Here is a 25,029-nt window from a genome sequence, read left to right on the forward strand (position 1 = left end):
TAGGTCTGACGGCGCGACGGCCCGGCAGCGGCATGCACGCGGCCGGGAGTTGTCGGGTCTACCAAGAACCTCACCAAACACGCGCACAGCCTCGAACGACGAGCGCTCGACAGCCTCGTGCCTGTTTCACGTGAAACGGCGAGGTTCAGGCCCTCATGATCTGTTCGGCGACATCGTCGAGGTCGCTGCCCATGCGCACGTGCACCCCGCGCCCGAGGTCGAACCCTTCGTCGTCGAGCCGCCCATGGGTGAGGGGTGCGTCATCGAGGCCGGCGAACCAGACCTCATGCCCGTCAGCCGCGAGGCGCCGCACCGTCTCGAGGATCATGCGGGCCGCGGTCTCGTCGAGCGCGTGGACGTCGACGAGGTCGAACACGACGGTCTTCGTCGTCGGCGGCTCGTCGCTGATGAGCCGGACGACGCGCTCCGCGCCGGCGAACCGGATGTCGCCCTGCAGGTCGTAGACGTGCGCGTCGACGCCGCGCGAACCTCGCCCGAGCGGAACGACGTGGGAGTGTCGGACGACCGAGCGGGCGGGCGGCGGGACGTCCATGAGGTGCATGTCCATGTCTTCGCTGAGTCGCTCGAAGACCTGCACCCCTCGGGCCGAGTGGCCGTGCTCGTCGAGCGGCGGCGAGAACGTCGCGAGCCCCACCTGCCCGGGCAGCGCGCCGATGATGCCGCCCCCGACGCCGCTCTTGGCGGGGATGCCGACGGCCGTCAGCCAGTCACCGGCGGCGTTGTACATGCCGCAGCTCAGCATGACCGACAGCACCTGGCGGGCCGTGCGCGAGCTGACGACCTGCTCACCGGTCACCGGGTGGAGGCCGCCGTTGGCGAGCGTCGTCGCCATGACGGCGAGGTCACGCGTCGTCACGCGCACGGCGCACTGCTCGACGTAGCCGTGGACGACGACGTCCGGGTCGTCCGTCAGCATGTCGTAGCTGCGCAGCATGTGCCCGATGGCGAGGTTGCGGTGCGCGTCGTGCCATTCCGATTCGGCGACGGTCCTGTCGATGCTCAGCTCGCGCCCGGCGAAGGCCGACAGACCGGCGACGATGCGTCGCACGCGCGCCGACTCGTCGTCATCGGGGGAGGCGACGAGAGAGTGCGCCGTGATGGCGCCGGCGTTGATCATGGGGTTGAGAGGGCGCTTGCTGCCCGCCTCGAGGCTGATCTCGTTGAACGCCTCACCGCTCGGTTCGACGCCGATGCGACGCTGCACCTCGTCGAGGCCGCGATCCTCGATCGCCATCGCGTAGACGAACGGTTTGCTGACCGACTGAATGGTGAACTCCGCCTCGGCGTCACCGGCGCTGTAGATCATGCCGTCGACGGTGGCGATTGCGAGGGCGAACAGTGACGAGTCGACGCGGGCCAGTTCCGGAATGTAGTCGGCATTCCGGGCATGGGCGTCGGGCGGGCAGGCCTCGAGCGTCGCCGCGAGGTAGTCAGGAATCAGCGAGATCATCGAGAAAACCGTACGACCTGCGTCTTGTCGCGGACGAATCGGTTGCTCCGTGCGTGCAAATGCACGCGGGTCCATTTGCACGCACGGAGGTCGTCGGGAGGCATCGGCCATGCGGTGCGGGCGTTGTCTCAGGGTGGCTAGCGCATTTTATAGACGCGTAGAGATTGTCCGATCACCGATCACGCAGTGGCGGCGAGCATGGTGACATGCACTCTGAAACGACGCCGGACGCGGCGACGAGCGGCCCTGCTGGGCATGACATGAACTGGCACGACGTCTAGAAGGGCGAGCAGGTCTGGAGAGGCAACCCGAACGACGCGCTCGTCGCGGTGCTGACGGAGCAGCTGGCCGACTTATCCCCGGGTCGAGCGCTCGACGTCGGCTGCGGTGAGGGCGCTGACGCCATCCACCTCGCTGAGCAAGGGTGGCAGGTGACGGCCCTCGACGTTGCAGCACCCGCGCTGGAACGGGGGCGCGCGGCAGCCGAAGTAAGCGGAGATGACGTCGCCTCCCGTATTACGTGGGTGTGCGCGGGGCTGCTCGACGCGACCTTGGCGCCCGAAGGTCTCGATCTCGTCAGTGTTTTCTATCCCGCTCTACTGCGCACCGAAGATCAGTCGATCGAGCGCTCGCTTCGCGACCTCGTCCGCCCCCGTGGCGCATTGATCGTCGTGGCCCACGCACACGTCGATCGCGATCGCGCGCTCGAGCACGGCTTCGACCCGGACTCCTACGTCACGATCGCCGACGTGATCGGCCGCCTCGGTCAGGGGTGGCAGATCGAGTAGTTCGAGTCGGAGCGCCACGTCACCGAGGGTGCCGGTGCCCACCACCAGGCCGACATCGTTCTCGTCGCGCGTCGTAGCGACTGATCAGCTGCGCCCCGCGCCGGGCGCATGATCAGCTGCGCGCCCGCGCCTCGCGCACCGACGCGCGGGTCAGTGGCGGGTAGATCGTCTGGGCGCTGCCGCGGCGGTAGAGCTTGGCGGGGCGCCCGCGCCCGACGCGGCTGTCGCCCGTCTCCTCGACGAACCCGTCGACGCTCAACACCTTGCGGTGGAAGTTCGCAGGTTCGAGCGAGCCGCCCCACACGGCTTGGTAGACATGGCGAAGCTGCGACATCGTGAACTCGTCGTCGAGGAAAGCCGTTGCGACAGAGGTGTATTCGAGTTTGGAGCGGGCGCGTTCGACGCCGTCGGCGAGGATACGCTGGTGGTCGAACGCGAGCGGCATCCCGAGCGCTTCGTCGACCGGTACCCACACCGCTTCGAGCGCGTCGGACGCCGCTTCGAGGTCGGGAAGGCGCGCGCCGAACACCGTCCACGCGACGCCGATGACGCGTTCCGGCCGCGGGTCGCGCTCGACCTCGGTGTACGTGCGCAACTGCTCGAGCACGACGTCGCGCTCCGCGATGCCGACCTCTTCACGCAGCTCGCGATAGGCGGCCTGCTCCGCCGACTCGCCGCGACGCATGAAACCGCCCGGCAGCGCCCACTTGCCTCGCTCCGTCGCGGCGGCCCGCCGGATGAGCGCGACGTGCAGTTCGTCGTCGCGCAGGGTGAGCACCACCATGTCGGAGGCGACGAGGGCGACCTCGCGATCAGCGTCAGACATGCCCCGAGTCTAGTCAGCGCGACGATCGACGCCGCCCGGCCCGCCGTTTTCGCAGCCGCCGACGCAACCGCTGCCACCGGATCTGCGTGCGCCACCATCGCGGCAGCGCGGCGCACTCCTCGAGCGGCAGCGGCGCAGCGCGGCGCCCCGCCTCGTCGAGACAGCGTCGCAGCACCTCGACGAGCATGCGCACGTCGTCACCGGCGCGATGCGCGTTCTCGACGGGGATGCTCCAGTACTCGGCGAGCGTGCCGAGACGCAGGTTGTCGGTCGGCAGCTCGAGCCCCCGCGCGAGATGCCACGTGCACAGGCGTTCGCTGACGGGCAGCTCACGCCCGGCGCGGCGCGCCTCCGCAGCGAGAAACGCCCAGTCGAACGCCGCGTTGTGGGCGACGAGGATGCGCCCATCGAGCAGTTCGCTCAGTTCGTCGACGAGGTCGGCGAAACCGGGTGCGTCGCGCACGTCGTCATCGCTCAACCCGTGGATGTGCACGGGCCCGGTGCCCCCGCGGGCTCGCACGAGCGAACTCCACTCGCGCTCCAGGCCTCCTGACGGCGTCAGCTGCGTCACCGCCACCTCGATGACGCGGTGCCGCAGCGGGTCGAGACCGCTCGTCTCCACGTCGACGACGGCGAAACCGCGCCGCGCGGGCGGGGGGACAACGCTCGGTGCAGGCATGTGAGCCACTTCCCGTTGCTGGTCGCGCGCCACCTCGTGAGCGGCGCGTCGCCGTCTCCTGCGGCGATGACTTCACGGTAGGAGTGAGCACCGACAACCCCGGAACGACGCGGTTCTCACGCCATCGCGGCGCCCCCTGACGTGAGGGGGCGCCGCGACGAACGAGCTCAGAGAAGGGCCGCCGCGGTCACGGGCTGACCATGCCCCCGTTGACGTTGAGCGTCTCGCCGGAGACGTATCCCGACTCGGCGCTTGCGAGGTATACGTACGCACCGGCGAGCTCGGCGGGCTGGCCTGCGCGCCCGAGCGGCGTGTTCTGGCCGAACTCGGGGATGTTCTCCTGGAACTGCCCGCCGGAGACCTGCAGCGGCGTCCAGAACGGACCCGGTGCGACGGCGTTGACGCGGATGCCCTTCGGCCCCTGCTGCGCAGCCAGAGCCTTGCTGAACGTGTTGATCGCGGCCTTCGTCGTCGCGTAGTCGAGCAGGTGCTCGCTCGGGCCGTAGGCCTGGATCGAGGTCGTGTTGATGATGGTGGAGCCGGCCGGCATGTGCGGCAGCGCCTCCTGAGTGATCCAGAACATTGCGTAGACGTTCGTCTTGAGCGTCTGGTCGAACTGCTCGCTCGTGATGTCGGCGATGTCGGCCTGCGCCTGCTGGAAGCCGGCATTGTTGACGAGGATGTCGAGCCCACCGAGCTTGTCGACGGCGTCACGCACGAGTTGACGCGCGGTCGCCTCCTCGCTGATGTCGCCCGGCAGCAGGTGGGCCTGACGCCCGGCGTCCTCGACGAGCTTCGCGACCTCGGCGGCGTCCTTCTCCTCGCGCGGGTGGTAGCTGAGCGCGACGTCGGCGCCCTCACGCGCATAGGCGATGGCGACGGCGCGCCCGATGCCGGAGTCTGCCCCCGTGACGAGGGCCTTGCGCCCCTGGAGACGGCCGGTGCCGCGGTAGGTGTCCTCGCCGTGATCGGCCTTCGGCGTCAGCTTCGCGTCGAGCCCGGGCCACGTCAGCTCCTGCTTGGGAAAGTTGTCCGAGGGGTACTGCGTGACGGGGTTGGTGAACGTGTACTGATCGGTTTTCTTGTCGGTCATCGCGGGCCTCCTGGCACGTCGGGCGATCCGGAAAATGTGGCGAACAGTGGTGCAGCACTGGCTTGTTCAGGACGCTACCCGCGCGCGAGCACCGTCGGCAATGACCCGTGAGGGTGGATGCCGCACCCCCACGTTGCACCGTCATCCCTTGTAGCGTTTGCCCGTCTTCTTGCGCTCGCGCAGCACGCCCTGTGGCCGGCCGTCGTCGTTCGGTGCCAGACCGCCCTGGCACGTCGGGCAGCTGAACAGGGTCCGCTCGCGCCCGGGGTCGCCGGCCATCGCGACGCGGATCGTGTCGTTGCAGCGCAGGCACGCCATCCCCGACCGGGCGTGGACGTAGCGGTCCTGCCCCGCGCGGGCGTCACCCGTCGACGATTGCACCCCCGTGCGTCCGCTGACGAGCATGAGGCGTCGCGCGTCGTCGAGCACCGCCTCGAGCACCCCGTCCGGCATCGCGGCGAGTTGCGTCCACGGCAGGATGCGGTGCACCCACAGCATCTCGCTGATCCAGAACGTGCCGAGACCGGCGACGAGCCGCTGGTCGAGCAACGCCTCACCGACCGGGCGTTCGGGCTGTGCGCGCAGGTTGTCCAGCGCCCGCCCGCGCCCGCCGCCGTCCCAGTCATCGGCGAGCAGATCGGGCCCGAGGTGCCCGACGACGTCGCACTCGCGCGCGGTCTCGAGGACGTCGAGCACCCCGAGCTTCGAGCCGACGGCGAGCGTCCGCGGGGTGTAGAGCAGCGCCCGCGTCGTGTGGGCGGTGACGGCGCGTCGGACGTCGGCCTCGGCGCCGGCAGCGGCGCGTCCCTGGAGGGTCGACGGGGCTGGCAGCAGGCTCCAGCGGCCCTCCATCTTGAAGTGGGAGTGGATCGTCACGCCACCCTCGAGCCGATGCAGCATGTGCTTGCCGTGCGTGACGACGGGCAGGCACTCGCGCCCCGAGAGATCAACCGTCGCGAGCCGCGGCGTGCGCAGATCGGTGCGCGTCAGGCGTTGCCCGAGCAGGGCGCGGTTGAGGCGCGCCGCAGCCCACATGACGGTGTCGCCCTCAGGCACGGGGCCTCCTTCGGTCGTCGTGGCACGGCGTTCTCAGCGAAGTATGAGCGATGTTTCACGTGAAACGCAGGGGAAACGCCGACGGCGACATTGGCCGTGTACGCCAGTCTTTGCGACGATATCTCCCGATCAAGCCACGGGGAGGGAAAGAAAAATGAACCACATGCGCAGGGGAGGCGTCGCGCTGGCCGCGGCGCTCACCGTCACGCTGACCGGGTGCGGCGCCGTCGAGGACGCCGTGTCGAAGGCCACCGATTCGGCGAAGAGTGACGCCGCCGACGCGACGCCGAGCGGGTCGGCGCCGTCGGCCGCATCCGGTTCGGCCGACAAGCCCATCGGCCGCGCCTCGATCGACCTGGGCGGCTCCGCCTCCTCGTTGCCGCCGGAGAAGATGTCGAGGCCCGACGCCACGGACTGCTACGCGGGGTCCTCACGTATCTATGACCGGCACGGCGTGACGTGTGTCGAAGCGCGCTCGGCCATGCAGAAGTACGAGGCGACGCCCGCGTCAGCCAAGGGCAGCGAGGCGCGCGTCGACGCCTACACGTGCTCGCACAATCCGGACATCATGGTGATGCAGGGTGCCGCGCCGGCGAAGTGCGTCGACGGCTCCGGCAACGTCGTCTTCAACTGGCGTTACCCCGGCGCACCGCAGCCGGCCAGGGGCTGACGGCTGCCGCCCGGCGTCGGCGAAACCCCCACCGTCGGCAAGACGCCGAACGCCGCGCCGAGTCGCGCTGCGGCGGCCCGGCCCGGCGTCCGATTCGGAGGATCTGCTCGTCCTGTCAGGCCTGACGGGTGACGCGCACCCGGGCGCCGTTGCCCGGCATCGTGGGCAGCTGCGTCCAGGAAAAGTCGAGACCCTTGGGGTCGATCTCGACACCGGGCGTGCACAGACCGGAGATCGTCACCGACAGTGCCGTCACGGCGATCTTCTCGCCGGGGCAGCGGTGCCCGGTCGCGACGTCACCGCCGCCCTGCGGGATGAAGTTCTCGATCTGCTCGGCGTCCTCGATCCCGAGGAAGCGCTCCGGCTCGAAGCTGTCTGCGCGCTCCCAGCCGCTGGGGTCGGTGTTCGTGCCGAGCACGTCGATGAGCACGCGCTGGCCCTTGCGGATCTTCTGCCCGCCCCATTCGAACGTGTCGCGCGCGAACGCCGGCAGCATCGGGACGAACGGCGACGTGCGACGCACCTCCTGCGCGAACGCGACGGCCGTCGGATTCCCGAGCAACGTTCCACGTGAAACCACCTCGCCCGCGATGCGCTCGCGGTACTCGGGATGCTCGACGAGCGCACGCGCCGCGAAGGCGGCGAAACGCGCGACCGCAATCGTCGGTCGAGTGGCGTTCTGCAGTTCGACTCCGGCCGTGTGCTCGTCGAGCAGGGAGCCGTCGAGGTGGGTCTGCTTGGCGACCTCAGCGAGCGCGGTGCCCTCGGCGGGCGTGATCTCACCGCGACGCGTGCGCGCGACGAGGTCGGCGGCCCACGCGTCGCAGCGGCGGCGGTTGAGCCACGCCTCGACGTGGGCGGGGCTCTTCTTGCCGAACCCGTCGACGATCTGGCCGAGGCGCTCGGCCCAGACGTCGAGCTCGGCGTCGTCACCGGGGATGCCGGCCCAGCGCAGCGCGGCCCGTCCGTATGTGATGACGCTGCCGTCGTACACCGTGCCGGGTGCCTCGACCCAGCGCTCCAGCGTCTTGCGCATCTCGTCCTCGAGGTACGGCATGAGACGGCGCACCTGAGCGTCGTCGTACGCGATGCGCACGAACATGGCCTTGCGGTGACGGTGCTCGTCGTCGTCGAGGCCGTGGACGGCGCCCTTGCCGAACAGAGGGCCGCGGATGGGCAGCGGCATCGCGCCGTCACGCTTCATGCGGGTCGTGTCGTAGAACAGCTCGACGCCTTCGCGCCCGCGCACGAGGAGGGCTGGTTTGCCGAGCATGCGCAGACCGAGCGGACGCCCGTCGCCGGCGTCGCGCCCGCGCGCCTCGCGGACGCGGCTCTGGAACAGGTAACCGTCCGCGAGGAAGGCGGCCGTCTGATCCGGCAGCTTGCCCAGCGTGTCGGCGATCTTCGTCGTGATGGTGCTCATGCTGACCCCGATTCGCTTGGAGAACAACGGATTTGTCCCCAGCCTAGGCACGCCGCCAGAACGCCCGCTGAGTGCCTCATGACATGTGAGAGCGAGGTCTCGCGCTCGGCTGCCCGAACGGCGCGCCGAGGTGGGCGATCCGCCGAGAGGCAGTCGAGACGGTGGGCGTCCAGTCGAAACCGCCGTCTGAGCGCCGGGCGTCACCCGTCGCGCAGGGCCTCGATGAGTTCGTCCTTCGTCATCGTGCTGCGGCCCTCGACCTCGAGTTCGCGGGCGCGCTCACGCAGTTCGTCGACGGTCCAGTCGTCGTAGCTGCCGTGCTCGCCGCCCTTGCGACCAACGGCGCTGCGTGACGAGTTCGCGGCCGCGTTGGCGATGCGGGCCGACTTCTCCTTGCTGTTGCCCTCGCGCCGCAGCGCCTCGTACATCTCGTCGTCCTTGACCGACGGGCCCGGGTCGTCGTTCGAGCCACGTTTGTCCTGGTTCTTCGCCACGTCACTTGTCCTTCCATGCGCGTGATGCAGACGTCTAGATCATCCCTCGGCCGTGAGTAGTTCTACTCACCCTGCGAGGTGGGATCCAGTGATCTCATGGGCCCACGCAAATTGGAATCAACGCCCTCGTGCGCGCCTTCTTCGTCGGTCTTCTGCCGGTGCTTGCCGGGCAGCGCGGGCGCCGCGGTCGGCGCGCGTCAGCACCGCCCATGACGTCGCACCGCGGTCACGGTGCGTAGACGACATTCGTCACGGCCACCGTCTTCGGGGCCATGTTGTTGACGCTGTACTGAGCCGTCCACGTCGCGTTGGTCTTGTCGAAGTATTTCTGCCCAGCACCCTTCGTAGGGTCGAAATCCTTGGGCAGCAACAGCACTGCGTCGCCGGCGCTGTCGCAGTAAAGCCAGCTGCGACGGTCTTGGTAGTGCGTCGTCTGGTCGTGCGACGCAGCAGAACACGTCGCCCCGTTGGCGAGCTTCACCTGCAGGGGAGTCGGCTGCTCGCCGGGGTCACGCGGCCGGATCTTCGACACGTTCGACGGGAACCGAACCGCCATCCTCTGTTCGAGGCTCTGCAGGCACAACACGTTTCCGGTCGACTTCTCCTTCTGGCACGCGATGAGACCGGCGGCGATCGCCCCGCACGTGAAGGACTTGCCGGTCTTGGAGTAGGGGCTCACATCGGCGCTGGGTGAGGACGAATCGAAGCCCATGCTGCAGCCGTCGTTGTCGAGGGTCGGCACGTTCCACGATGCGTCGGGCCAGACGGTCGTGCTGACGGTGGGGGCACCAGCGACGGTGGCCGGGGCCGACGATCGCGCGGTGTTCGATGCTCGTGACGAAGAACCGGCCGGGGAGGGCGACGTCGCGGACGGTTCCGAGGGACCTGACGACGCGCTCGCGCTGGTAGCTGGTGAGGACGCCGACGTGGCGGACGACGATGTCGACGTAGCAGCAGCCGGCGTCGACGTCGAGGTCGTCGAGGAGGCTGACGTCGAGGAACTCGGTGAGGGCGAGGTGCTCGTCGCGCTGGGTGGGGTGGAGTCGGCGGTCGTGTCGCCGGAGCCGCCGCATGCCGCCAGGGCGAGCGTCAGCGCACCGAACGACGCGAGGGTGAGTGAGCGAGTACGGGCCATGGTGTCTCCCGGGGTCAGCGTGCTGCCTGTGGGTTCACCATGAGCACATCACACGTGGGCGCCGCGTGGTGGTTCGGCGTGTGCAGTACCCAAGGTTCACGCGACGTTCGTGCTGGCTCGCCTCGAGAAGGCGCGGCATGCGCTCCGACGAGTACCCACACGCGGTCGTCACCAACGCCGACGAACCCGGCGTCGACGAGCCGACGAGCTGCCGAGACCAACCACGCAAGCAAGCGAAGAGCCGTGAACCGCAGCGGCTCTCCCCGTCATTCGCTCGAGGAGAGCCGCCGATGCGTCAGCGGCGCGGCTGGCCGTTGGAAGCGGTCGTGCCGCCGTCGACGGGGATGATCTGGCCGGTGATGTACTGAGCGTCCTTGGTCGACAGGAACAGCGCGATGCCGGCGAGATCCTCGGGCACACCGACGCGGCCGAGCGCGAGGCGGTCGACGAAGGGCTGCAGGTCGTCGTCGCTGCCGGCCATGTCCGCCGTCATCGGCGTCTTGGTGAAGGCGGGCGCGATGCCGTTGATGCGCACGCCCTTGGCGCCCCAGTCGAGGGCGGCGCTCTGGATGAGACCGCTGAGCGCGTACTTCGTCGAGTTGTAGACGGGCTGGCCCCAGTCGCCGCCGATGCCGCTGACGCTCGTGACGACGGTGATCGAGCCGCTCGTCTTCGCCAGTTCGGGCAGCGCTTCCTTGAGCATGTAGAAGAAGCCGTCGACGTTGGTGCCGTAGGCGGCGGCGAAGTCTTCGTCGCTCGTCTCGGTGACGTCACCGCCGACGTGCTGGCCGGCGTTGTTGATGACGACGTCGAGGTGGCCATACGTGTCGACGGCCGTCTTGACGAGGGCGGCGACGGCGTCGTGCTTCGACACGTCGGTCTGCACGGCGAGGGCGTTGTCGCGCCCGGCGATGACCTCGTCGAGCTTCTCCTTGCGGCGCCCGGCGACGACGACGGTGGCGCCGTTGTCGAGGAACGCATCGGTGATGGCGGCGCCGATGCCGGTGCCGGCGCCCGTCACGATGACGACCTTGCCCTTGACGTCGTACGTGTTCGCTGTCATGACCATGCTCCTTCGCGCGGGGTCGTGGCTGATGCCACCTGGTTGTTTCCAGCCTGTCGCGCAACGGTGTTCGCGTGCAACTGCGGCGCGGATGGCGGGGTGGGCGCGGGGTGCGACGTCGCCGCGCGGACGATGCGTGGCCGATGCGGCAGCGCGGCGCTCGCGGGCGGCTTGCAGTGCGGAGCCGTACGCTGTGCCCTCGTGTCGAGCATCTTCGAGTTCATCCTCAACCTGCCGCCGTGGCTCGTCCTCGTGTGCGCGTTCCTCTTTCCTGCGCTCGAGGCGTCGGCGTTCGTCGGTGTGGTCGTGCCGGGTGAGATCGGCGTCGTGCTCGCGGGGGTCGTCGCGAATCAGGGGAAGTTACCCGTGTGGGCGGTGCTCGTGGCGTCGATCGCGGGGGCCGTCATCGGCGACTCGATCGGCTACGAGGTCGGCAAGCGTTGGGGTGAGCAGATCCTGAGCAAGCTGCCCGACCGCCTGCTCGACAAGCGCAAGATGGAGAACGCGAAGGACGCGCTGCGCCGTCACGGCGGCAAATCGGTGTTCTTCGGGCGTTTCACCGCCGCGCTGCGCGCCCTCATCCCCGGTGCCGCGGGCATGAGCGGGTTGCCGTACGTGAAATTCGTGTTCTGGAACGCGCTCGGCGGGTCGATCTGGGCGACGGCGTTCGTCCTCATCGGCTACATCGCCGGCAGCCAGTACAAGTCGGTCGAGCGTTACGCGAACTGGATCGGCATCGCCCTGCTCGTCGGCATCATCGCCTTCTTCGTCGTCAGGCACTTCCGCGGTAAGCGCCAGAACGAGCACGCCTGACTCACACACGTCTGAGTCCGAGGCGCGCGCAGCCCCGGGCGGACGGACGACGCCCCGCCGACAGCATCCGTCGACGGGGCGTTCACACGTCCTGGTGGCGGTTCAGTCGCACTGCCAGCACACGCCGCTGGCGGGCAGCTGGGTGAAGCATGACGGGCAGACGGGCTGCGGTTCGTCCTCGCGCTTGGCGGCGCGGGTGCGTTCGGCGGCGCGGTCGGCGCGTTCGCGGCGCACGATGACCTGTTCGGGGATGCGTGCGACGCCGCCGCTCTCGGGCAGGTCGGTGGCGTAGGCGCGGTAGCACATGAGGCGGTGTTCGGCGGCGTCCGCTTCGACGTCGGGTTCGCCGACGAGTTCTGGCATCGTCAGGCCCTCGGCGATGGGCGTGCGCCAGTAGGCGGTGCCGACGGTGCCGTCGGTCTTGAGGCACAGCGACGTCAGGGGCGGGTCGCCGGCGGTGGCGGCCTGCACGGCGCACAGTTCGAGGATCTTGCCGACCATGTTCGCCGGCGTCGACGAGGTGTGGATGCCCGATTCGCGCTGCACGTGCTGTGCGAGCTCCTTGTAGGTGATGAGGCCGTTGTAGTGCGTCGCGACCTGCTGCAGCCGCTCGTAGGCGATGCGCGTCCAGACCTTCAGGGCGTCGGCGAACTCGACGGGCGTGCCGTCCTCCGCGCGGTAGGTACCTCGTGGTGCGGGGGACGTCGACATCAAGCCTCTTTCGTCGGTTTCGTCGGTGGGGGTGCCTCGAATTATCCCCCGGCGCGCTGGGGGGCTGCGACCAGCAGCATCGTGAGATCACCCACGCTTGCCTGGGCGTTTCGTCGACATCGCGGGTGCCCGACGTCGGGGTGGGTGACGTGGCGCGGCGGAACAGGGACGATGGGGGCATGAGTGATGGTGGACGCATGAGACGCGACAGGTTCGACGGGCACATCGCCGGCGTGGGGACGACGTCGGGTCGACGTTTCGTCGTCGGACGGTGGTCGCGCTCGCCGTTGGGATCGTTCGCGGACGTCATGGTGGCGCACCCCGACGGGCGACGGGAGCTGCTCGCCCCGAACGGGGAGGTGGCCGAATACGTCTGTGCGACCTATCGATTCGACGACGTGACGGTCGTCGACGTCGCGATCGACGGCGCCACGGGCGCTGGTTTCACCTGGAACATAATGGCCGGTGAGTTGGATCTGAGCCTGACGTTCGGTCGTCGCCTAGCGCTCGCGTGGCCGCTGTGGCCGATTCGTGGGGCGCTCGTTCACCCGGGCACGGCGCGCGCGATCGACCCGTTCGCGCGCGTGCTCATGCCGGGGGTTCGCACGGCGGGGACGGCCGGAAACGGGCGTCGCGAGTTCTATCTCGCGCAGGATCTGCGCGCCGTCACGGCCGTGCGCGGCACGTGGGCGGGCGAGGACGTCGGAGCGCTCGCGGACGTCACGCCTGAGCCCGGTTTCGGATTCAGCTCGACGCCGCGCCGACCCGCCGTCACGACGGTGACGACGTTCGTCGAGGTGCCCTGAGCAGAAGGTGCACGAAGCTGAACTTATAGGTCAAAGTGGATTGTAAGTTCGAGTCAATACCGTTGCGCTGCAACGGTTCACCGTCCCCGATCGGTGTGGCGAGAGCTGGACTTACAACCGAACTTATAGTCGGCTCCCGCGCCTCATGTGCGGCTGGCGACTAAGTCGCGGAGCGCATCGTCCAGGTGCGGTGTCGGCCACCAGTGGAACGCTCGTCCCTGTTTGCGGCGTACGAGCAGGCCGAGATTCTCGAGACCCAACAGGTCTGACCGCGCCGTCATGAGTGAGACCTGGTGCGAGTTGCGGTGGGACTCCATGGTGAGGTCCAGAGTCGTGTCATGGATGGCACGCTCGAGGATCGCGACCTGGCGATGGTTGAGTCCGAGCTGATGCGACTTGATGTCGCGTTTGAACGCCTCGGTGGTACGAGTCTGGCGCTCCAGGTACGTCTCCAACGCGTCGAAAGCACGGGTCACGACCGTGAGGTTGTACAGGAGAAAGTGCGTGAGGTCCCCGTCCTGCTCGCTGTACAAGTACGCGCGGGCGTACTTCACGGGTGCGTTCTTGAGGATGGTGGAGATGGTCGTGAATTCCGTCAACCAGAAGTTCTCGCGCAGCATGACCCAGTAGAAGAGGGTTCGCGCGAGACGGCCGTTGCCGTCGACGAAGTAGTGGTCGTGGCCCGTCATGAAGTGCACGAAGATCGCTCGGGCGATGGGTGGCAGCCAGTAGTCCTCGACGGTGGTGCCGCAGGCGAACGCGCACAGTTCGGCGAGTCGCCCTTCCAGGGTCTCTGCGGCGGGCGATTCATGGACGATGAGCCCGTCCTCTGTTCCTACGTGAATGCGTTCTTCGTCGGGGGTCTGGATGCGGCCGGCGTCCTCCGGCTCGTCAAGAGTGCCGTTGACGAGGATCTCGTGGAGCTCGAGGACTCTTGCTGGGGTGATGTCTTCTTCGCGGTGCTCTTGGACGAACCGCATGGCGTTGTAGTTGTTCCAGATCATCCGCTCGTCTTTGGTGGACGGCTGGCGACCCGAGCGCAGCATCTCTTTCGCCACGCGGCGTGTGGTCGTCGCGCCCTCGAGCTGGCTCGATGTGATCGCTTCCTCCATGAGTCCACGGACGAGGTAATGGTTGCGTGTGTCTGCGTTGGTCACCGGCTCGCGCAGCCCGATGGCGCCGCCTGCGCGCACAGCGAGGTCGTGAAGGGCCCTCAAGGCGTCGTCGGGCAGGGTGAACCAGAATGGCGTGCCGTCGACCTGGCGGAGGGGGAGGGAGCGTGCTGCGCCGCGACGCTTGAAGGATGTGGCGATCCACCACTGCTCATGGGTCAGCCCGGCCGGAGGGGTGTGGAATCGCATCCGGTCCCAGGAGAAGTATCGGTCGCGGGCAACGTCGACGTTGGCCCATGCCTTCGCGAACACGTCCTCGTCGCTCAAGAGATCACTCAGCGGCGTGGATGGCGGGGTGGCTGGCAGCTTCACGAGGCCAGGCTAACTTACAATCTAGAGGCAACTATAAGTTGACACGGTTTCCCTTGGGGCGCAAGCGTTTCCGTCGCTGACAGCGGGCTTGGTGTGGCTAACTTACAACCGAACTTATAGCCGGTGTGGTCGCTCCAGGACGGGCGTTGTCACCGCTGGGGGCTACGTTGTGAGCAGGCCGAATGAGTCGAGCGACGAGGGGTGGATGGCATGAGTGCGACGAGGGGTGAGGCGCGCCGGGTGCAGGAGGCCGGGCCGCAGCAGGCGTGGTGGCCGCAGGGTGAGCAGCCGCAGTGGGCGCGGGTGACGCCGTCGGATCTCGTCGCCGCCACGATTCAAGGCGACGACGCGGAGGCGGTGGAGCTGCCGGCGTTGTGGCGTCTCGACGCGTCCGACGAGGAGCGCGAACTCGTCACGTACGAGCTGTGCCTCGCATCCGTCGACGGCGGCCCGGCCGGCGAGCCGACGTTCGTGTGTCGTGATGCGGGGGCCGTCGTGAAGTTCCGCGACGAGGTCACCTTCGAGACCGGTGACGATGCGCAGCCTCTCGCCGCGTGGTTCGCGTGGCTGCAACGTCGTGATGCGCTCATGGCGTCGGAGCCGCGCAGCGATGAGTGGGCGGGCGACGACGTCGACTCGCAACTCGAGCGCACGGAGGCCAACGTCGTCGCCATGGGTGAGCAGACGGCGCTGCTGTCGGTCTTCGACAGCGTCGCGGCGATTCGCGAGTGGATGGCGCGGCTCTCGCCGAAGCCGCTCGTGCCGTTCGAGATCGTCGCGTTCGACGCCTCTGGGTGGCTCGATGCCAAGCGCGCGCAGGGCGAGGACGGGTTGTTCCACCAGTACCACGAGACCTCGGACGACGACCCGTCGCAGGTCGTCGTGAAGTGGCTCGCGGTGAAGCCCGACGTCGAGTCGGCGCAGACATGGTTTGCGAACGCGGAGAGCGGCGTCGGCTCTGCCTACGTGTGGGGCTACTCCGAAGGGGGCGCCCAGGTGTCAGCGTTCGCCGTCGAGCGGGCGCTCGCATGGGGTGAGGTGGCGCCGTTCGTCGCCGACGAGTTCGCCGACCATGTGCCCGCGTCTCGCCGGTGGATCGCCGTGCGCGCACAAGGCATGGTGTCGGGTATCGCTGTGCCCGTGGAGGATTCGTTCGTCACGGTGTCGACGGATGCGGACGGAGCGAGCTTCGTCTTCCGCGCCGAAGAGGCCGAGACGAGCGTCTCGCGTAGGCGCGCCGAGCAGGACTTCCGGTTGAAGTGGGCGCGCTGGTTCAACACCGACGAGGAACTGACGCGTGACGAGTTGGCGCGCGGCGTCGGCGCCGTCGAGGCGACGATGAAGGAGCTGGCATGACGAACGTGACGCACGAACTCGACTTCGGCGACACCGAGTTCGACGAGTTGGACGACGGCGACAGCACCCGCTGCACGTGGAACGAGTGCGTGTGCACGGAGACGCCGACGCACTACGTCGTGTTCGCCGAGCACGCCGGCGGCGGTGACGCGCAGCTCTTCTGCGCGCGCCACTACGTGCTGACGCTCGCGCAACTCATCGAGCTGCATCTGCCCGAGTGTTCGGGCGGCGTCGGCGACCACGTGTTGAGGTACGGCTCGCTCGCCGAGTGAGGTGACGCCCCGCGACGATCAAGCGCTGTCGGGGATGAGGATGGTTCGCAGGCCTATGCCCTCGCGGAGCTGGTCGAGGGCGGCTGCGGCCTCCGTCAGTGGGCGTGTGGTGCCGATGAGCCGGTCGACGGGCAGGCGTCCGCTCAGGTATAGATCGGCGAGGCGCGGAACATCGACGGCAGCGACGCTGGATCCGTAGTTGCATCCCAGGATTGACTTGCCCTGGTCTGCGAGGTCGAACGGATCGATGGTGCAGGATGCCCCGACGGCCGTCATGCCGGCGAGCACGAGGCACCCGCCCGTGCGCAACAGTGGGGGTAGCGCCTCGATGAGTTCGGGTCGCCCGACGGCCTCGAACGCGTAGTCAACGCCGCCGAGGTCGTCGCGCACGGTGTCAAGGCTTGTCTGGCCGGTGTTAACGGTGTGGGTTGCTCCGAGCGCCCGGGCGAGCTCCAGTTTCTCGTCGCTGAGGTCGGCGGCGATGATCGTCGTCGCCCCCGCGAGGTGCAGCCCGAGCACGATGGAAAGGCCAACGCCTCCGCACCCGACGACGAGCGCGCTCCCGCCCGGTTCGACGCGCGCCGTGTTGAGGACGGCACCGACCCCGGTCGTGACCGAGCATCCCAGCAGTGCGCCGACCTCGAACGGCAGGTCCGGCGTCACCCTGATCGCTGCGGATTCGGGGACGACGACGCGTGAGGAGAACGTCCCCAAGCCGAGGTAGGGCCAGATCTGCTTTCCCTGACCATCGGTGAACGCGGTGTCGCCGCCGGGCAGTGTGTTGTCCAGGGCGGTCGTGCCGCTGCACAACCAGGCGCGGCCCGCGGCGCAGTTGCGGCAGCGTCGGCATGGGGCGAACCAGGACAGGACGACGTGGTCGCCGACGGCCAGCTCAGTGGCGCCCTCACCGACGGCCGACACCACGCCCGCGCCCTCGTGCCCGAGCACGAGCGGGCGATCGGTGGGCCAGTCGCCGTTCACGATGTGCAGGTCGGAGTGGCACACCCCGGTGGCTTTGATGTCGACGGCGACGAGCCCGCGCCCGGGCGCCGCGACGTTGATGTTCTCGACGTGAACTCCGTCGTCCGCGCGGTAGGTCACGGCCTTCATGCTCGGGCACCCTCCGTCGTCTCTTCGAGGAACTCCTGGCTCACGGCCTCTTCGCGCGCTTCGGCCTCATGGTCGATGGAACGGCTGAGCAGGAGGTACACGACGCCTGTGACGACGAGGCCGACGAGCCACGCGATGTCGACTTCCTCGAGGTGCTTGGCGATAGGTCCGACGTAGCTCCAATTGCCGATTTTCGGTAGCACCATGAAGGGGATCTCGCTGAGGAAGCCGACGCCGAACGCGATGAGGCCGCGCCTGCCCCACGCGCCGTAGATGCCGTTGGGCGTGAAGAAGTCGGCGATCGCGTAGTGGCCTTTTCTCACGAAGAAGAAGTCGACGAGGTTGGTTGCGGTCCACGGCACGAGCACGTAGAGCATGAGTGTGAGGCTGGCGAACACGGTGTCCACGGAGTTCGAGCTGAGCGATTTCGCGACGGCGTACCAGACGACGGCCAGGACGATAATGGTGATGATGCGCGCCGGCTGCTTTGGTTTGATCGGGCGCACGGAGTCGACGGTGGTGAGGACCGTCAGCATGGCGCCGTAGGCGTTCATGCCCATCGTCGCGGTGAGTGCTGCCGCGGAGAGGGCTGCGGCGACGTCGCCGAGCGGGGAGAACAGTGTGTTGCCTGCCAGCTTGAGACCGGCAAGCCCGTCGCCCGCACCGAGCGCAATGGCGAGCCAGGCACCGAGGCTGATCAGCCAGATCGCGGCCGTGGAGGCACCGAAGAATACGGCGGCGATGACGGAGCGGGCCGGCGTGTTAGCCGGCAGGTAGCGCGAGTAGTCGGAGACGTACGGCGCGTAGGTGATGTTGTACGCGGCGCTCGCGGAGAACTGCGCCATGAACGCTGCCCAGGTGAACCCGTACGCGTTGTGATCCCAGTGGCCGCCTGCGCCACCGCTGATGACGCCGATGGTGAGGATCGTCATGACAGGTAGTGAGAGGTAGAGCAGGAAGCGGAAGGCCTTGTGAAGCCAGTCGTGCCCGAAGATCGCCAGGGTCACGCCGATCACCGTCACTCCGATGCCGACGGCGGTGGCGTTCCACCCGAACGTAGCGTTGAGGCCTTCGCTCATGAGCACGGTGTCGGCCACGTTGAACGCCAGGTAGGTGAAGAGCGTCGCGATGAGCGGCACGATAACGCCCCGGTAGCCGAACTGAGCGCGGGATTGGATGAGCTGAGGCAGGCCCATCGTCGGGCCCTGGGAGGCGTGGAAGGCCATGAAGATCGTGCCGAAACCGATGCCGAGGATACTGGCGACGATGGTCCACAGGAGTGACAGGTGCATCGAGGGGCCGATGAAGCCGATCGGGATGGAGAAGTACTGGAAGTTGCCGAGGAACCACAGGGGGCCCTGGTGCCAGACCTTTCCGTGCCGCTCGTTCTCGGGCACCCAGTCGATCGACCGCGCCTCCAGCAAAGGCCGGTCGGCCGAGGTCAGGGCGGATAACGCCGGGATGGGGGTCGTGTCGCTCATCAGAAGCCTCCCGCTCGGGACGCGCGTCCAGTTGTCTGTGACGCACCGTCCGTAGACCAGGCATTCTTCCTGTGAGTGATTGAGGTGTCGATGCGCGGCGGGCGATCGTCATCAACTTGTGACGTGGTGCACTTTCGTCAGGACGCGACCGGCGACAGGTGTTCGTGGATGGCGACCCACCCGCTGTCCCGTTGCGCAAAGACGATCGTCTCGCGTTCGTGCAGGGTCTTCTCGCCGCCAGAGCGGGTGCTGACGCGGGTCTCGACGTCATGGATGAACACGGCCGTTTCGCCGTTAACCTGGGCGATACCGTTGCGGCTCGCGCACGCGAGAACCGCGAAATCGTCCTCCTCCCGCCAAGAGGACCAGAGGTCTTCGTACGCTGCTCGCGTTTCGAGGCGCTCGGGGTGCGTGTAGAAGACGAAGGTCGCGTCGGGGTCGAAGTGACTGAAGTATGCGGTGCTGTCGCCGCTGGCGAAATCGCTCACCAGAGCGGCTGCTGCCCGCAGAACATCGGTGGTCGGGGTGTTGGTCGTCGTGCCGGTCATCATTCATCCTGACGTTGGGGGGCTCGGCAGCGTGCCGCCGGTGGTCGCTTCGACCGTATGCCACGCCATGGCATCCCAGGCTGGCTCGCAGGCCGTACCACTTCAACTTCGGCGTTAGCCCTAGGGCATTCGATGACACGATGGGGCATGGCTGATTCCGACGACCCGTCGGTCGAGGCGTTCATCCAGTCGTTTCGTGAGCAGTTGAACGACGAGGAGAACTGGCCTGACGTCGCCCGTGAGCTCGGGTTGCCGCCGCAAGCCGACGGCGGGCAGCCGGCGTCAGGCGCTGCCAGCGCGCCCGGTGCGGCGTTCGGCCTTCCCGCAGCGGGCGTGCCCGCAGGCTCGACGGAAGGCGTTGCGCGCCGGTTCTTCACGCCACCGCCGCCGCGGCCGCAGGTGACGCTGCCGCCCGCACGCGACGGCGTGCGGCTCCTCACCGTCCGCGTCGACGTCGACGAGGTGAAGCCGGCTGTTTGGCGCCGTATCGAGGTGCGTAGCGACGTGACGATGGCGCAGTTCCACGACGTCATCCAGGCGACGCTCGGATGGGCGGACGCGCATCTGCACCGGTTCACGCTCGGGCCGAAGAAAGATGTCTGGCGTGGGCCGTTCCTCGCGAGCGTGGCAGACGTAGAGATGGGTGATGACCTCGACGAGGCGTCCGGCGTCGAGACCGAGGTCGTTCTCGATCAGGTGTTGCGCGCTCCGGGCGATCGCGTGTTCTACGTGTATGACTTCGGTGACGACTGGGTGCACACGATCAAGGTCGAGAAGGTCGTCGAGCTCGCGACGAGCGGTACACCTGACGCTGACGGCCCGCTCGCGGAGTGCGTCGCCGGTCGCAACGCGTGCCCGTTGGAGGATTCGGGCGGACCGTGGCAGTACAACGAGCTCGTCCAGGGGCACAAGGCGCGCAACTTGTCACCGGAATACGCCGAGTGGGTGCCGCCGGGCTGGGATCCGGCGCGCTTCTCGGTCGACGAGGCGAACGCCGCGATCGTCGTGCTGTCGAAGGAGAACGAGGCTCTGCAGAGGATCGCCGAAGAGGGGGCGGTGGATCCGTCGTCGATGCTCGGCCAGACGTTGCGGCGGGCGTCGCCGCGTGCGCAGGTGGTGTTGCTCGGTTCGGTGTCGCGGGCCCGCAAGGAGCATGTCGAACCGACGGACGCAGAGCGCGCCGACGCGTTGCGCTCGTGGGTGACGCTCATCGGCATGCTCGCGGAGGGCCCGTTGCCGTTGACGCAGGCGGGCTACCTGAAGCCTGACACCGTCGGCAGGATCGTCGACGCGCTAGGCATCTGGACGCACGGCAGTAGCCGTCGAGAGATGGATGTCGTGCCGGTGACGGCGCTGCGTGAGTCGTTGAAGACGATGGGCTACGCGCGTCACTATCGCGGTGAGTTCGTGCTGACGAAGCGCGGCCAGTTGGTCGCGAAGGCGATTGCTGCGGGCGAGTTGGAGCAGTTGTGGCGCGACCTCGCTGCCGCGCTGGTGCCGGCGAAAGCCGACGAGTTCGAGGCCTGCGCGCGAACGCTCTACGCGCTGCTCGTCGCCTCAGCTTTTCCGCAGGAGCACACGTACGAGATGATCCGCGAACTCATCGCGGACGTGGGATGGCGCATGCCCGACGGCTCACCGCCGCGTTGGCGCGACATCGGCCCGTGCGTGTGGCCCATGATGCGCATGCTCGAGCACGTCGAACAGGACTGGCGCTTGCGACGATCGGGACAGGATTACACGCCCGCTGCCCGCGCCCTGGCGTTCGACGCCGTGGCGGAGCTGGCAGACACGTCAGGAACGCAGCGCAACCCGGGCTGACGGGTGGCGCCCCGCGCCGAGAGAGACGAGAGGTCGACGAGTGGACATCACGAGGATCAATGGATACGGCCCCGACCACGAGTGCTGGGTCGGGGGCGGGCACGAGATGGGCCCGCCACGGATGCGGTCGGTGCATGCGTCGAGCAATTCTGCCCAGGCGGAGGTGCTGTCGGTCATCGACGGCTTCCTCCAACTGCGCGTGCCGAGTGGTGACGCCGTCTGGGTGTGGAGCCACGAGCCATGGACGTCCGACGCCGGCGCTCCCGTCGTGATCGGGGACCTCGTGCAACTCCACGCGGCGGACGTGGTCTCTGACAGCGATGTGTCGTGGGTCCGCGCCGTCACGCGGGTCGATGAGTTCGACGCAGGGGAGGCGCGTCGCATTGCGTCGGGCTTGGTGCGCCGCTGCGGAGAGTGCGGGCAACTCGACTGCGACGGCGCCCAGGGCTGTCCATGGCTCGCGGGGGACTTCTACGCCTTCGAGCTGACGGCGAACATGGGCGACGGGCGCTATGTCGTGGGTCTGGGCAGCGGCATGGCCCGCATCGTCGAACGTGACGGCGTCCTCTACCCGGCTCAGAGGCTGGGCACGATCGCGGCCATGGGCCATGCGGCGTACTGGGAGGACCCCGGCGACGCCGACCTCGAGGAGATCGTGCGGTCCGCGCGGCGCGACCCGCAACTCGACTACGGCCCAGGGGCGCCGAGGAGAGAACGCCGGCAGAAACGCTGACGGTCGCAGATCAATCGTCCAGGTCGTACGGTTCGTCTTGCTGGAGCTGTGCCCGCAGCCATTCATCGTGCTTCGCCGGGTCCGCCAGGGCGTCACGAATCGCGCGGTACTCGTCATCCTCGGCGAGGATGCCGCGCAGGCGTTCTCGATCGTCGCCGTCGAGGGCGATAGTGCACTCGAGCGTGGTGCCGTACCCGGAGCGCAGATCGGCCAGGAGGCTCTCCCACGAGCGACGTTCGGCGTCGGGCAACTGCCCGGCGGGGTCGAAGGGTTCGAGCTCGATCGCCGCGGCCAACGGCACTCCGATCGTGCCACCTTCGACGTCAGCCAGCCAGCGCGCGACCACTTCGCCGCGGCGCTCGGAGGAGAGGGCCATCTCGACAGGCGGGGCGGTGGCGTCACCGTCGGCGCTCGCGATGGCGCGGGTGGGGCTGACCTGGGTGAGGGTCCAGCTGGATGCGCCGCTCATCATGCCGTCTTCGCTTCCCCAGTGGAACGTGGCGAGTGTGACGCCCACGGGAGCGTCATTCTGTGTGAGGAAAGGGGCCCCGCTGGGTTCGGCGAACTGGACTCGCCTGCCGTCGACACATGCATACCGGCGTGCCGGCGCCTCCCAGGAGCCAGGGAACTCGTCGTCCTGCGACTCGAACTGCTTGGTGGAGAAGGCCCAGTCGTGCTCATCGGGCTCTCCGTCGCCAGCCGTGCGGAGTCGGTGCAGCACCTCGTCCTCGGGGAATCCGCACACCCACATCGCGACGTTCGCCGGGACATCGAACACGCTCACTTCGTCGGGTATCGCACTCGGACGAGGTTCGCTCGCCCACCCATCGGCCGTGCAGTGCCACAGCTGCCCCTCAGGGTCGTCGTGAGTTTGGCCCTGCCACAGGAAGCCTTCGCCGGTGCTGGCACGGCGAAGTATCCAGGCTGAGCTCGAGGCCGGCTCGAAGCCGTGAGGGAGGTCCTTCTTGCGGGGCTTGCACGGGGGGATGTCCCGAGGCTACCCGTGCAGAGCCTCCATGACCCGGCTCGCCACCTCGCCTGGGTTCTCGTGCTCCCAGACGCGCATGACCGTCCACCCTTTCTCGACGAGAAGCCGGTTCGTGTCGGCATCACGTGCCGCGTTGGCGGCAAACTTGTCCTGCCACCAGCCGGCGTTGTTCTTGGGAGCGGTCGAGTGCTGGGGGCATCCGTGCCAGTAACAACCATCGATGAAGATGGCCAACCGAGCACGGGTGAAGGCGATGTCGATGCTGCGCCGCGGCGCGCCCGGCACCGGGTACCCGACTCGATATCTCAGCCTGTGCGCATGGAGGATGCGACGGAGGGCGAGCTCGGGGGCGGTGTCAGCTCGACGCGCCCTGGCCAATCGAGCTGCAGCTGCGGGGTCGGCATTGCCCGGATGGGAGGCCAGCGGTGACGGCACCGGGCCTTCGTGAGAGGGCACCGCTGTCATTGCAGGTCACGGGGGCTGTCAGGCATCCGCATGTGACGGTCGCGATCGCGCATCGTCTGCATGAGGGCGAAGGCGTCCACGGCGGTGAGCGTCCCCTCGGAGACGAGCTCACCCATGATGTGCATCGTGTCGCGGGTGGTGATCCCCTTCCGATAGGCGTGCTCTGCCGCTTCTCGATCGTCGGTGACCCACCACGATCCCCGCAGCTCTTGTCGTGTCTCGATCAGCACGAGTGTCATCGCCTCGCCGAGGTGCTTGGTGGGCTCGGCTTCTCGACCTCCGAACACGACGCGGCGGGTGAGCAGGACGGCTGTGTCTTCCTCGTCGGTCTCGGGTGCCAGTGGTTCCCCGAGCCACGACTCCTGCAGGAGTGGGGTGAGCCCCGGAAGGAGTTTCGACGAGCGACGTGCCTCGTCCTCCACCGCCTCCGTCCATCGCCCACGACCCCGCAACCAGTCATGGAGCAGGTCGATCCGGTGAACCGAGGCGAAGTTGCACAGCACGGTGTTGTCGGGGAAGACCTTGTCGCTCATCGTCATTCGCCGGTCTCTTCGCTGGCTTCCAGCGAACGGCGGAGCTCGTGGACGTCCTGCCCCACGAGGTTGGCGTAGGGCCGCAGGGTCGTCAGCCCTCGCTCGTAGGCCCGATAGGCGTCGGCGACGAGACGCTGCGGCAGGCGGGGAGCGAGTGCGGAGCTGACGGACAGCGCGTATGCGCTGCCCTCCCCGACCGTCTCCGCCGCCTTCTTGTTGGAGATCTTGCCCCACGTGGAGCACGTCATCCCGTCGATGAGCTCGAGGTTCTGCAGCCGATAGGCGAGGGCGCTCGGCGAGACGCGCAGGTCGGCTGCGAGCCGGCAGAACGCTGTCTCGTCGAAACCCTGCTCGACGCGCTCCTCCAGGATGGCGGCGGGCATGAGGAAGGACGCCGCGAAGGCATTGGCCCGCATCTCGCTGTCCCCCGTCTTGCTGGCCTTGGCGTAGATGTCCTCGTCGAGATGCACTCCCTGGTCGTCGGAGAAGAGCAGGTGGCACAGCTCGTGCGCGAGCGTGAATCGTTGCCTGGCCGGCACCGCGCCCGGCGCGACGAGGATGATCTTCGCGTCCGGGTTCGAGACCGCGAGCCCGTCGATGCCGTCCCCGGCCTCGGCCACCACGACGTCTGCGCCGAAGGCCGTCTCGATCGCACCGGCGAGATCGGCCGCCGTCGGGTCGAGGCCCTCCTCGTCGAATCGCGCGAGTGCAGCCGCAGCCAAGCGCGCTCCCTGATCGACGAGCCGGCCACCGACCGGTAGCTCCATCGCGAGAGGACGCCAGTCCTGTGCGATGCCGAGCGAGGCGAGATCGGCCCGCTGGATCGCGAGATCGCGGGCCACCGCCACGGCTTCGCCCGCAGGCGCACCTGCCGTGCGTCGGGCTGCGAGGACGAGCTCGCTCTCCTGACCGGTGTGCAACCAGTCGAGGGACACGTCGAACTCCTCCGCGATGTTCGCGAGATCGACGACGGAGAAGCGGCGGGTGCCGCTCAGAGACTTGGACAGTTTCGGGGCGTCCAGTCCGACACGCGCCGCGAACTCGGTCTGCGTCAGACCGTGGTCGTCCATGAGCGAGCGAACTCGGGTGGCTGGGGTATTCATGTCCCTAGTATTGCACGAATCGCAACATTATTGCGAATATCGAAACACATCCGTCCGCAGATTGGTGCTCAGTCGATGAGTTCCCCTCGGTAGCATCGCCTCTGGAC

The 25,029-nt window shown here is 68.1% G+C and carries 27 protein-coding genes; 9 read left to right on the forward strand and 18 right to left on the reverse strand.

Annotated elements, in window-relative coordinates:
- Nucleotides 1–145 precede the first annotated feature (145 nt).
- The gene (locus J4Z35_RS08355; RefSeq protein WP_074045841.1) at nt 146–1,471 is read right to left on the reverse strand and encodes a glutaminase; all 1,326 of its coding nucleotides are present in this window, start codon (nt 1,469–1,471) and stop codon (nt 146–148) included.
- 329 nt (nt 1,472–1,800) lie between these two features.
- Here J4Z35_RS08355 and J4Z35_RS08360 point away from each other — a divergent pair, with 329 nt between their 5' ends.
- On the forward strand, nt 1,801–2,259 hold the full coding sequence (locus J4Z35_RS08360) for a class I SAM-dependent methyltransferase (RefSeq protein WP_208065502.1): 459 nt from the start codon (nt 1,801–1,803) through the stop codon (nt 2,257–2,259).
- A 112-nt stretch (nt 2,260–2,371) separates the two neighbouring features.
- Here J4Z35_RS08360 and J4Z35_RS08365 read toward each other — a convergent pair whose 3' ends face one another.
- The 4 genes from J4Z35_RS08365 to J4Z35_RS08380 form a co-directional block, all read right to left on the reverse strand.
- Entirely contained in the window at nt 2,372–3,085 is a 714-nt protein-coding gene (locus J4Z35_RS08365) for an NUDIX domain-containing protein (protein WP_062256663.1), read from the reverse strand.
- A 13-nt stretch (nt 3,086–3,098) separates the two neighbouring features.
- A complete protein-coding gene (locus J4Z35_RS08370) occupies nt 3,099–3,764 on the reverse strand; it encodes an exonuclease domain-containing protein (RefSeq protein ID WP_208065503.1) in 666 nt (221 codons plus the stop codon).
- 187 nt (nt 3,765–3,951) lie between these two features.
- The gene (locus tag J4Z35_RS08375) at nt 3,952–4,857 is read right to left on the reverse strand and encodes a glucose 1-dehydrogenase (RefSeq protein WP_074040037.1); all 906 of its coding nucleotides are present in this window, start codon (nt 4,855–4,857) and stop codon (nt 3,952–3,954) included.
- Between the two features lie 141 nt (nt 4,858–4,998).
- The gene (locus tag J4Z35_RS08380; RefSeq protein WP_006944653.1) at nt 4,999–5,913 is read right to left on the reverse strand and encodes a DNA-formamidopyrimidine glycosylase family protein; all 915 of its coding nucleotides are present in this window, start codon (nt 5,911–5,913) and stop codon (nt 4,999–5,001) included.
- Between the two features lie 154 nt (nt 5,914–6,067).
- On the opposite strand from J4Z35_RS08380, the gene J4Z35_RS08385 reads away from it, so the two are divergent.
- Nucleotides 6,068–6,583 carry a hypothetical protein gene (locus tag J4Z35_RS08385; RefSeq protein WP_074040039.1) on the forward strand — a complete coding sequence of 172 codons (516 nt, stop codon included), beginning with the start codon at nt 6,068–6,070 and terminating at the stop codon, nt 6,581–6,583.
- A 115-nt stretch (nt 6,584–6,698) separates the two neighbouring features.
- Here the strand turns inward: J4Z35_RS08385 and J4Z35_RS08390 are convergent, their stop codons facing one another.
- The 3 genes from J4Z35_RS08390 to J4Z35_RS08400 all read right to left on the reverse strand — a co-directional run bounded on the left by J4Z35_RS08390 (nt 6,699) and on the right by J4Z35_RS08400 (nt 9,212).
- The gene (locus J4Z35_RS08390) at nt 6,699–8,006 is read right to left on the reverse strand and encodes a cytochrome P450 (protein ID WP_074040041.1); all 1,308 of its coding nucleotides are present in this window, start codon (nt 8,004–8,006) and stop codon (nt 6,699–6,701) included.
- 200 nt (nt 8,007–8,206) lie between these two features.
- Nucleotides 8,207–8,434 carry a Rho termination factor N-terminal domain-containing protein gene (locus tag J4Z35_RS08395; protein WP_050786487.1) on the reverse strand — a complete coding sequence of 76 codons (228 nt, stop codon included), beginning with the start codon at nt 8,432–8,434 and terminating at the stop codon, nt 8,207–8,209.
- Between the two features lie 292 nt (nt 8,435–8,726).
- Nucleotides 8,727–9,212, reverse strand: coding sequence for a hypothetical protein (locus J4Z35_RS08400; protein ID WP_074040042.1), 486 nt, complete (start codon nt 9,210–9,212; stop codon nt 8,727–8,729).
- On the opposite strand from J4Z35_RS08400, the gene J4Z35_RS08405 reads away from it, so the two are divergent.
- Nucleotides 9,211–9,678, forward strand: a complete 468-nt coding sequence (locus J4Z35_RS08405) for a hypothetical protein (protein ID WP_074040043.1) — start codon at nt 9,211–9,213, stop codon at nt 9,676–9,678. The two genes, J4Z35_RS08400 and J4Z35_RS08405, sit on opposite strands and share 2 nt — an antisense overlap.
- A 252-nt stretch (nt 9,679–9,930) precedes the next feature.
- Here the strand turns inward: J4Z35_RS08405 and J4Z35_RS08410 are convergent, their stop codons facing one another.
- The gene (locus J4Z35_RS08410; RefSeq protein ID WP_074040135.1) at nt 9,931–10,698 is read right to left on the reverse strand and encodes an SDR family oxidoreductase; all 768 of its coding nucleotides are present in this window, start codon (nt 10,696–10,698) and stop codon (nt 9,931–9,933) included.
- 201 nt (nt 10,699–10,899) lie between these two features.
- Here J4Z35_RS08410 and J4Z35_RS08415 point away from each other — a divergent pair, with 201 nt between their 5' ends.
- The gene (locus J4Z35_RS08415) at nt 10,900–11,511 is read left to right on the forward strand and encodes a DedA family protein (RefSeq protein WP_040014542.1); all 612 of its coding nucleotides are present in this window, start codon (nt 10,900–10,902) and stop codon (nt 11,509–11,511) included.
- 102 nt (nt 11,512–11,613) lie between these two features.
- Here J4Z35_RS08415 and J4Z35_RS08420 read toward each other — a convergent pair whose 3' ends face one another.
- Nucleotides 11,614–12,222, reverse strand: a complete 609-nt coding sequence (locus J4Z35_RS08420; RefSeq protein WP_006944651.1) for a hypothetical protein — start codon at nt 12,220–12,222, stop codon at nt 11,614–11,616.
- A gap of 197 nt (nt 12,223–12,419) precedes the next feature.
- On the opposite strand from J4Z35_RS08420, the gene J4Z35_RS08425 reads away from it, so the two are divergent.
- Entirely contained in the window at nt 12,420–13,028 is a 609-nt protein-coding gene (locus J4Z35_RS08425) for a hypothetical protein (protein WP_074040044.1), read from the forward strand.
- 143 nt (nt 13,029–13,171) lie between these two features.
- Here the strand turns inward: J4Z35_RS08425 and J4Z35_RS08430 are convergent, their stop codons facing one another.
- Nucleotides 13,172–14,512 carry a Fic family protein gene (locus J4Z35_RS08430; RefSeq protein ID WP_074040046.1) on the reverse strand — a complete coding sequence of 447 codons (1,341 nt, stop codon included), beginning with the start codon at nt 14,510–14,512 and terminating at the stop codon, nt 13,172–13,174.
- Nucleotides 14,513–14,722: 210 nt separating this feature from the next.
- Here J4Z35_RS08430 and J4Z35_RS08435 point away from each other — a divergent pair, with 210 nt between their 5' ends.
- Together J4Z35_RS08435 and J4Z35_RS08440 are read left to right on the forward strand one after the other, a co-directional pair.
- Nucleotides 14,723–15,868 (forward strand): hypothetical protein, encoded by a 1,146-nt coding sequence (locus J4Z35_RS08435; protein WP_074040047.1) that lies wholly within the window; start codon nt 14,723–14,725, stop codon nt 15,866–15,868.
- Entirely contained in the window at nt 15,865–16,140 is a 276-nt protein-coding gene (locus J4Z35_RS08440) for a hypothetical protein (protein WP_074040048.1), read from the forward strand. Before J4Z35_RS08435 ends, J4Z35_RS08440 begins: the two co-directional genes overlap by 4 nt.
- 18 nt (nt 16,141–16,158) lie before the next feature.
- On the opposite strand, the gene J4Z35_RS08445 is transcribed toward J4Z35_RS08440, so the two are convergent.
- The 3 genes from J4Z35_RS08445 to J4Z35_RS08455 all read right to left on the reverse strand — a co-directional run bounded on the left by J4Z35_RS08445 (nt 16,159) and on the right by J4Z35_RS08455 (nt 19,279).
- Nucleotides 16,159–17,250: an alcohol dehydrogenase catalytic domain-containing protein gene (locus J4Z35_RS08445; RefSeq protein ID WP_074040049.1), complete on the reverse strand. Its 1,092-nt coding sequence runs from the start codon at nt 17,248–17,250 to the stop codon at nt 16,159–16,161.
- Nucleotides 17,247–18,731 (reverse strand): cytosine permease, encoded by a 1,485-nt coding sequence (locus J4Z35_RS08450; protein WP_074040051.1) that lies wholly within the window; start codon nt 18,729–18,731, stop codon nt 17,247–17,249. Before J4Z35_RS08450 ends, J4Z35_RS08445 begins: the two co-directional genes overlap by 4 nt.
- A 137-nt stretch (nt 18,732–18,868) precedes the next feature.
- Nucleotides 18,869–19,279 carry a nuclear transport factor 2 family protein gene (locus tag J4Z35_RS08455; RefSeq protein ID WP_074040139.1) on the reverse strand — a complete coding sequence of 137 codons (411 nt, stop codon included), beginning with the start codon at nt 19,277–19,279 and terminating at the stop codon, nt 18,869–18,871.
- Between the two features lie 147 nt (nt 19,280–19,426).
- Between J4Z35_RS08455 and J4Z35_RS08460 the strand changes: the two genes are divergently transcribed.
- On the forward strand, nt 19,427–21,100 hold the full coding sequence (locus tag J4Z35_RS08460) for a plasmid pRiA4b ORF-3 family protein (protein ID WP_208065504.1): 1,674 nt from the start codon (nt 19,427–19,429) through the stop codon (nt 21,098–21,100).
- A 40-nt stretch (nt 21,101–21,140) separates the two neighbouring features.
- Nucleotides 21,141–21,833 (forward strand): hypothetical protein, encoded by a 693-nt coding sequence (locus J4Z35_RS08465; protein ID WP_074045847.1) that lies wholly within the window; start codon nt 21,141–21,143, stop codon nt 21,831–21,833.
- Nucleotides 21,834–21,843: 10 nt separating this feature from the next.
- Here the strand turns inward: J4Z35_RS08465 and J4Z35_RS08470 are convergent, their stop codons facing one another.
- From J4Z35_RS08470 to J4Z35_RS08485, 4 genes are all read right to left on the reverse strand, one after another.
- Nucleotides 21,844–22,611 carry a hypothetical protein gene (locus J4Z35_RS08470; protein WP_208065505.1) on the reverse strand — a complete coding sequence of 256 codons (768 nt, stop codon included), beginning with the start codon at nt 22,609–22,611 and terminating at the stop codon, nt 21,844–21,846.
- Between the two features lie 219 nt (nt 22,612–22,830).
- Nucleotides 22,831–23,286: a very short patch repair endonuclease gene (locus tag J4Z35_RS08475; protein ID WP_208065506.1), complete on the reverse strand. Its 456-nt coding sequence runs from the start codon at nt 23,284–23,286 to the stop codon at nt 22,831–22,833.
- Nucleotides 23,283–23,825, reverse strand: a complete 543-nt coding sequence (locus J4Z35_RS08480) for a hypothetical protein (RefSeq protein ID WP_208065507.1) — start codon at nt 23,823–23,825, stop codon at nt 23,283–23,285. Before J4Z35_RS08480 ends, J4Z35_RS08475 begins: the two co-directional genes overlap by 4 nt.
- The gene (locus tag J4Z35_RS08485; RefSeq protein ID WP_208065508.1) at nt 23,822–24,922 is read right to left on the reverse strand and encodes an XRE family transcriptional regulator; all 1,101 of its coding nucleotides are present in this window, start codon (nt 24,920–24,922) and stop codon (nt 23,822–23,824) included. The genes J4Z35_RS08480 and J4Z35_RS08485 overlap by 4 nt, the downstream gene beginning before the upstream one ends.
- Nucleotides 24,923–25,029 lie beyond the last annotated feature (107 nt).

The sequence above is a fragment of the Dermacoccus sp. NHGro5 genome (genome assembly GCF_017565385.1).
Lineage (GTDB): Bacteria > Actinomycetota > Actinomycetes > Actinomycetales > Dermatophilaceae > Dermacoccus > Dermacoccus nishinomiyaensis.